General features: G+C 57.2%; 7 protein-coding genes. 2 read left to right on the top strand and 5 right to left on the bottom strand.

The window, feature by feature from the left end:
• Positions 1-64 precede the first annotated feature (64 nt).
• A complete protein-coding gene (locus tag Pla100_RS08125; RefSeq protein ID WP_146577141.1) occupies positions 65-2,704 on the bottom strand; it encodes a serine/threonine protein kinase in 2,640 nt (879 codons plus the stop codon).
• 7 nt (positions 2,705-2,711) lie between these two features.
• Positions 2,712-3,401 carry a sigma-70 family RNA polymerase sigma factor gene (locus Pla100_RS08120; RefSeq protein WP_146577140.1) on the bottom strand — a complete coding sequence of 230 codons (690 nt, stop codon included), beginning with the start codon at positions 3,399-3,401 and terminating at the stop codon, positions 2,712-2,714.
• A gap of 213 nt (positions 3,402-3,614) precedes the next feature.
• Here Pla100_RS08120 and Pla100_RS08115 point away from each other — a divergent pair, with 213 nt between their 5' ends.
• Positions 3,615-5,879 (top strand): peroxidase family protein, encoded by a 2,265-nt coding sequence (locus tag Pla100_RS08115; RefSeq protein ID WP_146577139.1) that lies wholly within the window; start codon positions 3,615-3,617, stop codon positions 5,877-5,879.
• Positions 5,880-6,134: 255 nt separating this feature from the next.
• Positions 6,135-7,349, top strand: a complete 1,215-nt coding sequence (locus Pla100_RS08110) for a YHYH protein (RefSeq protein ID WP_231602830.1) — start codon at positions 6,135-6,137, stop codon at positions 7,347-7,349.
• Between the two features lie 45 nt (positions 7,350-7,394).
• Here Pla100_RS08110 and Pla100_RS08105 read toward each other — a convergent pair whose 3' ends face one another.
• From Pla100_RS08105 to Pla100_RS08095, 3 genes are all read right to left on the bottom strand, one after another.
• Positions 7,395-8,825 (bottom strand): aminotransferase class III-fold pyridoxal phosphate-dependent enzyme, encoded by a 1,431-nt coding sequence (locus Pla100_RS08105; protein ID WP_146577138.1) that lies wholly within the window; start codon positions 8,823-8,825, stop codon positions 7,395-7,397.
• 436 nt (positions 8,826-9,261) lie between these two features.
• A complete protein-coding gene (locus tag Pla100_RS08100) occupies positions 9,262-11,175 on the bottom strand; it encodes a DNA gyrase/topoisomerase IV subunit B (protein ID WP_146577137.1) in 1,914 nt (637 codons plus the stop codon).
• Between the two features lie 234 nt (positions 11,176-11,409).
• Positions 11,410-13,872, bottom strand: a complete 2,463-nt coding sequence (locus Pla100_RS08095) for a DNA gyrase/topoisomerase IV subunit A (protein WP_146577136.1) — start codon at positions 13,870-13,872, stop codon at positions 11,410-11,412.
• Positions 13,873-13,986: the final 114 nt, after the last annotated feature.

Genomic DNA, 13,986 nt, shown 5'->3' with positions numbered 1-13,986 from the left:
CTCTCAATCAAGGGGGGTGTATTCCGAGACATCTTCGTTTTCGGGTCGACGATGGTGGATCTTGTTAAAGATCCGATGCCGGGACAAGCAGTGTGCTCGGATATTTTTTAACCCACTTTAGCCGGTCTTCGTTGCGGAGTGCAAATTCCTCAACCTGTTCGGGCTCGTAGTGATGATGATCGCCCACACGCTTCCAAATTTTTTCGATTCGTGAACAGGTCTTGGCCGCCCCATCGAAAAAACCCAATTCCATTTGAGTTTCGGCAAGATGTTCCAAAAACAAGGCTTGCCAAACCCGATACGCCCATGAATCGGGATAGCGTTGAACCAATCGCGATTGGACCTGAGCGGCCGAACGATAAAGCTCGACCGCTTGAGTGAGTCTCTCGCGGTCGGGCACGGCGATCCCTGTTCGTGCGTAGTAGCGAATGCTGTCGTCGATCGTCGCGTCCGTATCAATATCACTGAAGTTTGGATGACGCGCGTGCGGTCGTTCCACTAATCTCGCTAACTTAAATTGGGTGTGCAACAGTCCGTTGGAATAGCTGGGGACGTTCGGATGCCGCAAGCAAAGATCCAAGAAGATCGACTCGGCCTCGCGCAAACGTGAGATCGTTTGCTCATGCAACGCATCAAGTGATTGTTCGTCCGATCGCGGCATGTTCTCCCCGAACGGTCCGAACACATCAATGTCCGATAACGCAGTCGCGAGTTCGAATTGAACGCCGATGTGATCGGGTTGTTGTTCGCACAACGTCCACAACAAATCAATGACCTCGTTTAGTGATTCTTGAGGGACGGAGTTCGACTCGGGTAACGATTCGGGCGGACGGCGTCGGCTTAGTTCCAGTAATGCCGCCGCCAACAACCGTTGGACTTTAAATTGCATTTGCCCGTCGAGCGAATCCGGATGAACATCGGCGGAAACCAACAACGACTTGGCGATCGTGATCGATTGCTTCACCGATTCGATCGGCTGAAAGGTTTCGGGCCCATGTTGACGCGGATGGGGACCGCGCCGACTTGCCGGGCCACTGATCGCAAACGGGGGCGGAAATAGGTCCGGCCCCATCCCGGGCAACAGCGTTCGTCCCCGCATGAAATGCACTCGAGCCAATTCGTAACGGGCCGCCGATGAACTTCGCAGCGCCGCCGTATCGAGATGTTCGATCGTCGTTCGACGTAGCAAATCCGAGGCTTCGATCTCGCCGATCATTTCAAGGCAAGACGCTTGGTCGAGTTCAAGTTGTGCCCGTGCGATCGCTAATTCCTCGGCCGTCAATGTTAGCTTTGAAACATCCTGCCGAGATCGTTCGAGCGTACGGATCGCGTCTTCGTATTGTCCCAACTGCATCTGAATCGCGGCCACTGTTTTTAGGGACGCAAAGGCCTGACGCCGAAGCGCGCCGGTCGCGCCGGATTGTCGATCATCGAGATGTCGAGCGACCCGATCGTAATACGGCAGCAGCCCCTCTAAAACCGACGCGACGGCGGGATCGAGTGTCACGCCGGACGAAATCTCAGTGCTTGTCTCATGGCCGGTCGCCTGAAATTGTTCAAACACCTCTCCCAATGCCTCGACCGCCAATGACGACGTTTGTTCGGCTTGTTGACGGGCGATCGCTTGTTCGCGGTTAGACTCTGCAAGACGTATCGAAGCGATCGTCATGGTCGTCGCCACCGTCATCAACGCAACGATAAGCGCCGTCGACAATGCGGCGACTGCCGGATAGCGATAGGCCCATCGTTTCAGTTTTTTAAACGTCGAGAGCGGTCGAACCGATACCGGTTGTCCGTTGAGGTATCGTTGTAAATCTTTCGCCAATGCGGATGCGGACGGATACCGTTCCGAAGCGTCTGCCGCGACAGCCGTCTGAATGATCGCCGCTAAATCGTGAGGGACGGATGGATGTGCCTTCGAGATCGGGGCGATCGACAACGATCGTTTTCCCGCCATCATGTCGGCCATCGATTCGTCGCCGATCGCAGGTTTTCCGCTAATCATCTCGTACATCGTCAGACCGAGCGAATAAACATCGGTGCGGACGTCCGTCTCGCCCAAGATCTGCTCGGGTGCCATATAACGAAACGTACCCACGGCGTCTCCGTCCCGCGTAACCGCAGCGGAAGCCAGGTTCTTTGCGACGCCGAAATCAGTCACCCAAAGTTGTCCGTCATCGCTCACGATCAAATTGGACGGCTTGATATCACGATGCAAAACACCTTGGTCGTGAGCGTGAGCGAGCGCCTTGGCCGCCTGCATCGCAAGATCAGCCGCTTCTTTGGGTGTGAACACACCGGATGTGGCGAGTCGCTGGTCCACGCTTTCACCGTGAAGTCGCTGCATCACAAAATAGTGATAGCCTTCGTCGAATCCAACACCGTAGACGGGAACAATGTTGGTATGGTGCAACGCCGCGATCGTTTGTGCTTCGTTAGCAAACCGAATGCGACTGGTCGATTCCGAAAACACGTTGCGAGGCAAAATCTTCAGCGCCACCGTTCGCCCCAACGAAATCTGGGTGGCTTCGAAAACGACTCCCATCCCGCCGCGTCCGATCGGGCGATGAAGTCGAAAGTCACCGAGTTGGTCTGGACGATCTCGTCCTAGGCTCGCCCAACTCGATGCCTCGGTCGCCCGCGCCGCCCGCGCGTTCTCGAGTCGTTCGATCAGCGGACCGAAAGCTATTAAAGGATCCGTCATCGGTAACCTATTTCGTTTCGAGCACCGCTTGCAACCGCGACAATGCGCGGATGTAACGATTGCTGGCCGCCGTCGCACTCAACCCCAAAACCTCGGCCGCTTGCTGGTTGTTGAGGCCTTCGAAATGCCGCAATGCGATCATTTCTTGGTCGATCTCGGACATCGTTTCGATCGCTCGTTGCAACTCGGCGCTGGATTCCTCGCGGATCGCGCGGCCGCTGGGCGACGTTTGGCTGGCCGCCAAGATTCCGGCAAGCGACTCGGCGGTCGTGTTGGGTAGACGCGCCCCGCCGATCGAGATTTCCCGCCCCGCCGAACGCTTTCCCGCCTCGAGATGTCGCCGATGTACGTCGATCAATGTCTGCATCACCGTCATCCGCGTCCAAACAAACAAGCTGTGTTTGGGGTGTTGGACCCAATGTTCGATCCGAATCTTCGCTGCCAAATAGGCGTCCTGCAAAACATCGTCCGCGTCGATCCGCGACATCAAACGACCGTCCATTCGGAACGTCACCAAGTGCCAAAACGTATCGTGATGCACGTCGAACACTTCGCCCAACAAAACGTCCGGCTCTTCGCTCGCGCGTCGCAGCAGCGCCGGCTCGGGCGGATTTCGATCCAACGGATCGATCTCGCCCTTCGAATCCGGCGAGTCGCATGAATCTGGTAAGTCGCGTGATTCGGGACAGCCTTTCAAAGTGATTGATTCTCATAAAGCGAATACGGTCGGACGGTGGAACAATCCACAACCGAAAAAAAGTCTTTTTTTCTGACGACGTCTCGGTGGATGATGGAGGATCGCCCCCGTAGATGTCATTAGCGGCTCGTAATCCGACGTCGCTACCTCGGCGAGGTCCATCCTGCGACCGTATCGCCTTGGTCTTTTCTGTCACTTTGGAGGTTCACGATCATGGCTCAATCTTACTCTAGGACGCGTCGCATCGCATCACGTCGCGAAATTCAGCGGCATCTTGGCATCCAAACGCTCGATGCTCGGACGTTACTCGCTGCCGACGTCGGCGCGGAGTTCGCCGCCCCACCACTCCCGCCTCAACCTCCGGCACCTCCCGCCTTCGAATCGTTTTCCCTCGATTCATCCATTGATGTCCAAAGCGACTCGATTCCCGAAGATGCCAATGAAGACGGAGAGGTCTCCGCACTCGATGCGTTGACGATCATCAATCGACTCAATCGCGGAGGTGGTGAAGCCGCCCCGATTGAGTCGATTGGTCGCAATGCAGCGAGACCTCGTGACCGCATGGACGTCAACGGCGACGGCATCGTTTCGGCGCTCGACGCACTGATGGTAATCAACCGGATGAACCGGGGGCGTAACGCCGATCAAGTTCCTGACCGTGGCCCGATCAGGCCGCCCGAAGTGGAGGTTCAATCGATCGACGGAACTGGTAATAATCTGGAACGCGCCAACCTGGGTGCGGCAGGGACCGCGTTGGTTCGCATCGTCGATGCGGACTACGCCGACGGGATTGCCGAACCGGCCGGCGAAGATCGTTTGTCCGCACGGGAAATCAGCAATATCGTATTCGACCAAGACGAATCGATACCAAGTTCGAAAGGATTGTCCAACTTGGTTTGGCAGTGGGGCCAATTCATCGACCACGATATCACCGCGACGGCGGGCGGTGATGGAGAGGCCTTCAATATTGCTGTCCCCTTAGGCGATGAACACTTCGATCCGTTCGGAACCGGAGATCAAATCATCTCGTTCACCCGCAGCGCGGTGGCCGAGGGGACCGGCGTGGAAACTCCTGCCGATCAGGTCAACAACATCACCGCCTTCATCGACGGTTCGATGGTCTACGGCAGTGATCTCGAGACGTCCGAGTCGCTGCGGTCGTTCGAAGGTGGGCGACTGCGAACCAGCGAGGGAAACCTTCTGCCCGTCAACGAGCAAGGATTCTTCCAAGCCGGGGACGCACGCGTCAACGAGCAACTCGGTCTGATCTCGATGCAAACCCTGTGGATGCGTGAACACAACCGAGTCGCCGGTCAGATCGCCGCAGGCAACCCCAGCCTGAACGACGAAGAAATCTTTCAGCGAGCGCGCCGGATTGTGATCGCGGAAATTCAAGCGATCACGTTCAATGAATACTTGCCGCAATTATTGGGGCGTGATGCGATCGATCGCTACGAAGGCTACGATTCGTCGGTCGACCCGAGTATCAGTAACCTGTTCGCAACGGCCGCGTTCCGATACGGTCATACATCGTTGCCGTCGGAGTTGGCCCGTCTCGCTGATGACGGGAGCGTCATCGAAGCCGGTTCGGTCGCGCTGGCCGACGCGTTCTTTAACCCTAGCGAAATTCAAGCCGAAGGAATCGATTCGATCCTCAAGGGTTTGGCGTCGACGCCGCAGCAAGAGATCGACACTCGACTGGTCGACGATGTACGGAACTTCTTGTTCGGACCTCCCGGTGCGGGCGGGTTTGATCTGGCCGCACTCAATATTCAACGCGGCCGAGACCACGGCTTGCCCGATTACAACGCCGCTCGAGAGGCGATGGGACTGGCCCGAGCCGAAACGTTTGCCGATGTTTCGTCGGACACCGACGTTCAAGCTCGATTGGCACTTGCCTACGAAAGCGTCGATGATATCGATGTCTGGGTCGGCATGTTGGCCGAAGACCACGTCAACGGCGGCACCGTCGGCGAGTTGGCCGCCACCGTCATCGCGGAACAGTTCATGGCGCTGCGTGACGGTGATCGCTTTTGGTACCAGAATGTTTTGTCGTCCCAACAAGCCCGCGAAATCGGCGGGACACGTTTGTCCGATGTCATCGAACGCAACACCGAGTTGACATCGGTTCAAGACAATGCGTTCCGCATCGACCAATCACCCCGCGATGAGGACCCACTTCCGCCGGGACGGCCCAATCCCGTTGACCAACTTCCCGACGAACGTCCCGACCAACGTCCCGATCTTGATCGCAACCTCGATCCGCCACCGCCGCGTCAGCCTGTCGGTGCACCACCGGTCGGCGTGGCCTCGTCGCCCGGTCAAACGCAACCCGGGCCTGGACGAGGTCCGACGAATGAAGACGCCCGCGACCCGTCCGCCAGTGCCCTTTCAGTCAACTTACAAGGAGGCCTTGCGCCTGATGCGGTCGATGACGTGATTCGCCAAATCACCAACCCGCCACGCCGGGCAAGATAAAACACAAGTTGATCTGCCAACACGTTCCACTTCGGTCTGTCTTTTAGGAGACCTGTAGTGGATCTTGGTCAAGACCGGCGGATTTCCAACCGGTCGGCAGTGATCCACGTAGACGCGTCTCGCCGAGACGCGATCATCGATCGTTCGATTCGAATTTGCGAGTCTGGGACAGACTCGCCTACGTGGATGCAGCCTCGTTAAACGGTACTAAGCTAAACATTTCCTCGTCAAATCTTTTTCCCAAGGAACCCTCTGTTGTCCGATTCCAATCATCAAAGCAAGACCTTGCTCATCCTTGTTCTCATCGGTGTTCTGGGGGTGATCACGATCACCGTCGCTCAACCACCGCCCATGCGGACTCATCGCGTCATTCAAAAGGGCGAACTGGAACCACTGCCGGCCACCGCCACGCCTGACGTCGCCAACGCCGTCACGATCCGCGTCGAAGGCGACCAACGCGTGATCACGTCCAACGGCATCCCAGATCACCCCACCGGGCAATTCCCCAATCGTGGAAATCCGAATCGCATCGCGGTCCAGTCCCACAAGTATCGCGTTCCAGCCAAGCCGACCGCTGCCGATCAGATCACGCCGATGCGGGGCGAGTTCGGCGTCGCGATCAACGGAGTTCCCTTCGACCCGGGCGCCGCCGAGTTCTACGACGGTGACCCTGGCTGGCAGTACGAACCGCTTTCCGGCGCGATCAATCTCGGCATCGATCTGTCGCACGCTCACGTGCAGCCCAATGGTAAATACCACTACCACGGACTGCCGACCGGGTTGCTCGACAATGTCGATCTGAATCCGAATCAGCACTCGCCGTTGATCGGTTGGGCGGCCGATGGCTTTCCGATCTACGCCGTCTACGGGTTCAGCAACCCGAAGGACGGCTCATCGGACGTGCGAGCGATGACGTCCAGTCACCAGTTAAGGAAAGGCAAACGGCCCGGGGGTGACGCGCCCGGAGGCGAATACGATGGGACCTTTGTTCGTGACTACGAGTACGTCGAAGGCAGCGGAGACCTGGATCAGTGTAACGGACGTTTCACCGTCACTCCCGAGTTCCCCGAAGGCACTTACGCATACTTCATGACCGAGCAATGGCCGGTCGTACCGCGGTTCTATCGCGGCACGCCATCACCCGACTTCATGCACGGCCCGCCTGGAGGCGGACCCGGTGGAGGCTTCCTGGGCGACCACCGAAGTGGCCCCGGCGGGGAACGACCTCGTCGTGAAGACCGGCCCGGTATGGAAGAACGAGCCATGCGCGGCCCTGGACCGGGCGGCCCTGGACCGGGCGGTCCTCCACGCCCCGGAACGATCCTTCCCGATTTCCTCAAAGAGGCTTTGGAGCTGACCCAGGATCAACGACGGCGACTCGATCAATTGCAACGAACCGTCGATCAGGAACTGGCAGAAATCCTCACCGAGGAACAACGGCGCCACCTCGATCGGCCGCCTCGTCGATAGTACGCCCTCAAGATTTGGCGGCTAAACATCCCGCTGTTCGTCGAACTAAGATTCGACGCGCTCTCGAAACTGTCTGAGTCCCGCGTCGAGCAGCTCGATCGCACGATCGATGTGCGAGGTCGTCGTGATCGCCGGCGGGGGCAAGAAACGCATCCGCACCGGCGACGCTCCGCAGAGAAAACCGAGCAGCCCGATCTCGTAGAGAATATGCATCAAAAGTTTGGCTTGGTCGAGCGATCCGTTACCGGGTGTGAAGCCGATCATCATTCCTTCGCCGAACGGACCGCTGATCAAACCAGGATACTTCTGGGTAAGCGTTTCGAGTTGCTCGGCAAAGTATCGATGACGTTTCACGTTCGCACCCTCAGCTCCGAAACATTTGACGCGGTCCAGTTCGTCGAGCGTTTCTAGCCCGGTTCGAATGGCCGAGGTCGAACCCGTGAATGTTTGACTGAGGATTGGTGCGGTCGGGTGGAATTCTTTGCGATACAAGGTCGCACATACTTGGGTGATTTTGCCGACCGTAACGATGTCGGCAAATTCGTCGAGTCCGTAGTGTTGGAACGCAAACGGTCGACTCGTTCGCGAAAACGATTGGATCTCATCAAAGATGATCGACACGCCGGCATCACGCAGCGGTCGGCACAACGCCGCAAAGAACTCGTGACTCCCGGGATAATAGCCGCCTTCACCCGCGATCGGTTCGGCCCAGAAAGCAGCGTACTTGCCGGGATGTCGGGCGAGCAATCGCTTGAGTTCGTTAACGGCCCACCGGGTTGATCGTTCGGGATGCTTCGGATCCAAGAATGGCAAATAGTCGACCTCGATCGCCAACGGAATTCCGTTTCGGTAAGCCGGTCGATCGGTGATCGCGGCTAACGCGATCGAACGACCAGCGAAAGCGTTGTCGAACGCCAAAATCCGGCTCGCCGGTTGGGCTTTATGGAACGCGAGCTTCAAGGCGTTCTCGTTCGCCATCGCACCGCTAGTCGATAGTAAGCCATGTGCCAGCGGCGCACCGGATTCGCTGGCCAGGGAAGTGAGCCGTTGCAGCATCCGCACGCTCGGGATGTTTTGTTGCAGGTTGCCTTGCATGACGGTGTCTTCGATCGCCGCGTCAATGCTTGCGGCTAACATCGCCGGATGGGAATGACCGCAGCCGTGGACCCCGATGCCGCCGATGAAATCCAACTTGACACTGCCGTCGGCAAGTTCGACGTACGGTCCGTTGCCCAAACCGGAGGCAAAGTAAGGCCATAAAGGTGGTCCACCACGAACACTGGTGTAGTCATCGATGACCGTCTGATAATCGTCGGCGAAGTTCTTTTGCGGCGGCGCGACCACATCCAAGTGACTGGCGTGTTCCGCCATCGCTTCGGCCAGCAATCGTTTCGCCTCCGCCACGCGCGGGTCGTTTCGGAAAGCTTCCGCGTGCAGCGTCTTCGTTGCGGCGACGGGTTCTTGGGTGGTCGACATGTGAAAAGTCTTCAGGTTGGAAACAAATCAAGCCGCCATTCGGGATGCCGAACGCGACGGGGAAGAGAACCTATTAACCGCATTGGGGTGGGATGCTGTCAAGTGCTTAACGAATCAGCCGCAGCCCGCTCGATGGTCTATCGGCTAACCGAAGTAGGCTGGGTCGCAGCCGCTTCGGCGGAGACCCGGCATCACGACGCTCTCAATGAACTTAAACCTAAACCTAAACCTAAACCTAAACTTGGCTTTCTTTGGTTCGCGGGTCTGGGAGCCGTTGCCTCAGGAGCAGAAGTTTAAGTTTAAGTTGAGGTTTAAGTTTGAGTTATAGCCAAACGCCAAACGCCAAACGCCAAACGCCGGGTGTTCGTCGCAAAGCCTCCTCCACCCAGCCTACTTTGGGAGTTTCGCTAAGCCGAGGTTTGATCTTGATACAGGACTAGACATCGATCTCTTCGGCGTCTTCGGCGCGGTCCATGATGAAGTGGAACCGGGCCGATGCATCGCGGCCCATCAGGTCGCTGATCGTTTTGTCGGTTTCGATCTGGTCGTCGATTTCCACTTTCAACATCCGCCGTTTGGTCGGATCGAGCGTGGTGTTCCACAAGACCTTGGGCATCATTTCGCCCAAGCCTTTGAAGCGAGTGATCTCCGGTTTGGCCCGCCCGCCGTGCTGGGCCAAGATCTGTTCGCGGTCGGGTTCGTCGGCGGCCCAGTACGTTTCCTTGCCGATGTCGATGCGGTACAGCGGCGGGACGGCGATGAATAAACGACCGTCGGCGATCAGCGCGGGCATATGCCGGTAGAAGAACGTCAGCAACAGCGTTGTGATGTGGTGTCCGTCGGAGTCCGCATCGGCAAGCAGGATGATCCGATCGTAGCGCAACTCGGCGAGGTTGAGGTTGGGACCCAACCCACAACCGAGCGACGCGATCAAGTCCTGGATTTCTTTGTTTTCTAGAATCTTTTTCAAGGTTGCCGATTCGGTGTTGAGCACCTTGCCTCGCAGCGGCAGGATGGCTTGGAAATTCCGATCGCGGCCTTGCTTGGCACTGCCGCCGGCCGAGTCACCTTCGACGATGAACAGTTCTGACTTGCCTTTGCCCGCCGAGACACAATCGCTGAGTTTGCCCGGAAGCAACGTTCGTTTCGATCCACCTTTGCGGGAGACCGCTTCGCTGGCCGCTCGCGATGCGGCTCGAGCCCGTGCCGCCGCGATCACGCGGGCGATTACGCCGTCGGCGATCGACGGGTTGTTGTTGAGCCACTGTTCCATCGACGAACGGACGTGCGATTCGACCATCCCGTGAGCTTCGGGATTGTTAAGCCGATCTTTGGTTTGGCCTTGGAATTGAGGTTCAGCGATGAAGATTGATACGATCGCGATCAAACCTTCACGAATGTCCTCGTGTGTCATCTTCACGCCCCGAGGCGTCAAGTCGTGGGTGTCGATGTAGTTGCGGACCGCTTTGACGAGTCCGCCACGAAAGCCGTTTTCATGCGACCCGCCGTTGGCGGTCGGGATGCCGTTGACGTATGAACGGACGTGTTCGTCGGTCGACTCGGTCCATTGCAATGTGACCTCCATGCGTTCCTTGTCATCGACACGGTGGGTAAACGGAGTGTCATGAATCGTTCTGGCACCGCGTTCTTTGATAACCTTGCCGAGGTAATCGACGATTCCGTTTTCGTGAAGGAACGTTTCTTTTTTTCCAGCGACCTCGTCGTTATAAGTCACTTTCACGCCGCGATGCAGGAACGACGCGGTTTCCAAACGCGCGCGGATCGTGTCACTGTTGAACGTCGTCTTGGGAAAAATCGTCGGGTCCGGTTTGAAGGTGATCGTTGTTCCCGTACCGCGAACGGTGCCTCGCAGCTTTTGCAACTTACTCGTCGGAATCCCGCGTTCGAACGTCATCCGATATTGCGAACCACCACGCCGCACGACCGCAATCAGTTCTTTAGAAAGGGCGTTGACGACCGACGCTCCGACGCCGTGCAACCCGCCGGCGGTTTTGTAATTGTTTCCTTCGAATTTGCCACCGGCATGCAAGACGGTCAGTACCATCTCGAGGGCGGGCTTGTTGGTCTTGGGATGCTTGTCGACCGGGATACCGCGTCCGTTGTCGCTGACCGTGATCGTTTGTTCGTCTTTGTGCAACGTCACCGTAATTTCGGTGGCGTAACCGTTCATTGCTTCGTCGACGCTGTTGTCAACGATTTCCCAAATCAAATGGTGCAGCCCTGCCGAGTTCACACCGCCGATGTACATCCCCGGTCGCTTGCGAACCGGATCCAGTCCTTCGAGGGCGATGATATCTTTGGCGTTGTAGTCTTGCGTAGCGATGGACATGCTTTACGTATGGAAATAGAAATTGACGCGTGTTATTCAAACTTAAACTTAAACTTAAACTTAAACTTAAACCTAAACTCTCGTCACCTACCTTTGTCGGTCGCTTTCCGAGTGCCATTCACTGCCAAAGAGAACCGTTGCGAATACGTTCTAGATAAGGTTCCGAGCGCGGGGTTTAAGTTTAGGTTTAAGTTTAAGTTTAGGTTTAAGTTTTAGTTACTGGACACTGATCACTCATTCTTCAAAAACAACGGGTGCTTCGATCGGGTCTTCGACGATTTCGGCGATCTTGCCGTTCTTTTGTAGTTCGATGCCGCGTCCGCCTCGCGCGGTCACCCGATACTTGGCGGTCGAGATCGTTTTCCTGGCGCCGCGATTAGTGACCACGGTCATGAGGTCTCGGTCACCGGTCGAGGGCTTGAAGCCGAGCAACCGGTCGGTGGTGGCGAGTTTGATCAACAACACTCCTTTGCCGGCACCGGACAAGTAGTTGATCTCGTCGACCGGACAAACCATCGCGCGGCAATCGGCCGAGACCGCTAGGATGGTTTCGGTGCCGTGAACGGGAACAACGTCGATGATCGAGGCTCCTGGTTTAACGCGGGCGAACTTACGGCCCGCGCGCGTGGATGGTTCGGCGAACGCTTGCATGCCGAACCGCATCGCATAACCGTCGCTCGACGCGGCGAGCCCGTGAGTCGCCGGATAGTATTGGCCTTTGGGGTCTTCCGTCAAATCACCGATCAAACGAGGGTCCATCGACAAGGCCGCGACGATCCGCTCGCCGTCTTTGAATTTGAACAACTTTTGGATCGGTTCGCCGAAACCGGTCGACGCGGGCAGGTCCTGCATCCGCGCGGTGTAACACACCCCAAGGGAACTGAAGAACGCGATCGTTTCCCGCGTGTTGCCGGCGACGCACGTGAGGATCTTATCACCTTGTCGCAATCGGCTCTTCGTCGGATCGGCGATCTGTTTTTGCCGTTTCACCCATCCGTCGACGGTGACCAGGACGTGGCAATCCTCGGCGACGATGAAGTCTTCTTCGGAGATCTCGACTTCTTCGGACTGCGTCACGATTTGGCTGCGTCGTCGTCCCGCGACGTCGCCGCCGTAATCATTGACGAGCGTGTTGAGTTCTTCGCGGATGATGTTCCAACGTCCCGAGGACAGATAGTCTTCGCGATCATCGGCGAGCAGTTTTTCGATTTCCTTGACGCGTTTGCGTTTGGCCTTTAACTCGTCGAGGATCAAGTTGATTTCCAACCGCGCCAAGCGATACAGTTTCAGTTCCAAGATCGCATCGGTTTGCTCGGCGTCGAGTCCGCCTTTATCGGCCGGGAACTTCTTCATGATCTTGTCGGCCGCGTCGGCTTTGCCGTCGCTGCTGCGGATGATCTTGATGATCGTGTCGAGGGCGTCAAAGATTAACGCGAAGCCTTCGAGGATGTGGATTCGTTTGAGAAGCGAGTTGAGTTCGTTGGTCAACCGCGCCGTCAAAACATCCAAACGGAAATGCAGGAAGTACCACAAAATCTCCTTCAAACTCAACCTACGCGGCGCACCGACCTCCGGGTTCTCCGTCGGCGTTAGACACGTCAAGTTCACGTTGAAGTTCGTTTGCAGTGGCGTGTTCTTGTAAAGGAACGCGAGCACCTTGTCGGCGTCGGCGTTTTTCTTCAAGTGCAAGTCGACGCGGATGTCTTCGCTGGAAAGATCGCGGACTTCTTCGACGAGCGGTAACTTGTTGCTGTAGACGAGTTCGGCGATCCGCTCGACCATCAACGCTTTGTTGACGCCGAACGGAATTTCAGTGATTCGCAAAATGTCGCCGGTCTTGGTCGATTCGGCGACACTGGCGACGCCACGCAATTTGATCGTCCCCGAACCGGTCGCGTAGATTTCGCGAAGTTCTTCTTTGGTGTTCACGATGGTGCCGCCGGTCGGAAAGTCGGGGCCTTGGATCGCGTCACCGGCGACGAGTTGATAGTCCTTGATCTCCGGATCACTGAGCAACTTCAACAACGCCTTGCACACCTCTTTGAGGTTATGCGGTGGGATGTTGGTCGCCATGCCGACGGCGATCCCGGTTGCCCCGTTGACGAGCAGGTTGGGCACCCGCGAGGGCAGGACGACGGGTTCTTCCCGTGTGCCGTCGTAGTTCGGCTTGAAAGCGACCGTCCGCGTCGATAGATCGCTGAGGACTTCTGACGCGATCGGGGTCATGCGGCATTCGGTGTATCGCATCGCCGCCGCGTTGTCGCCGTCGATGCTGCCGAAGTTGCCGCTGCCGTCGATCATCGGCATTCGCAACGAGAACGCCTGCGACATCCGCACGAGGGCTTCGTAGATCGAGCTGTCGCCGTGCGGGTGGTAATTCCCCATCACGTCGCCGACGACTTTGGCGCACTTGCGATGTTTTGCCGTCGCGTCGAGACGCTGCTGGAACATCGTGTAGAGAATCCGCCGCTGGACCGGCTTGAGCCCGTCGCGGACGTCGGGGAGGGCACGCGACGTGATGACCGATAACGAATAGTTCAGATACCGCTCTTGGGCGGCCAACCGCAGCGGGATGTTCTCGATTTCCTTGAGCAAGGATTCATCAAAACCGTTGGATCGGGATCGGCTTGATTTTTTTTCGTTGCTGGAGCGTTCGTTTCCAGGGCGTCCGTTGGAAGATGATCGACGTTTTGCCACGCCAGGATACCGGTGGGTTAAGTGGGGAATGGGTTTCGGAAATGGGGGTTATAGCGACCCTGGACCCGATAGCGAAACCCTAACGACTGGGGTCCTTGTGTCGAATGCGTCTGC

The organism is Neorhodopirellula pilleata, from assembly GCF_007859915.1.
GTDB classification, from domain to species: Bacteria; Planctomycetota; Planctomycetia; order Pirellulales; family Pirellulaceae; genus Rhodopirellula; species Rhodopirellula pilleata.
Note: the sequence above shows the minus strand (reverse complement) of the source record. Positions and strands in the feature narration are given on the sequence as shown.

What these genes read in the sequence shown, in the direction of transcription:
- Pla100_RS08100 (WP_146577137.1), bottom strand. Translation starts at nt 11,175, where the DNA reads ATGTCCATCGCTACGCAAGACTACAACGCCAAAGATATCATCGCCCTC.
- Pla100_RS08115 (WP_146577139.1), top strand. Translation starts at nt 3,615, where the DNA reads ATGGCTCAATCTTACTCTAGGACGCGTCGCATCGCATCACGTCGCGAA.
- Pla100_RS08125 (WP_146577141.1), bottom strand. Translation starts at nt 2,704, where the DNA reads ATGACGGATCCTTTAATAGCTTTCGGTCCGCTGATCGAACGACTCGAG.
- Pla100_RS08105 (WP_146577138.1), bottom strand. Translation starts at nt 8,825, where the DNA reads ATGTCGACCACCCAAGAACCCGTCGCCGCAACGAAGACGCTGCACGCG.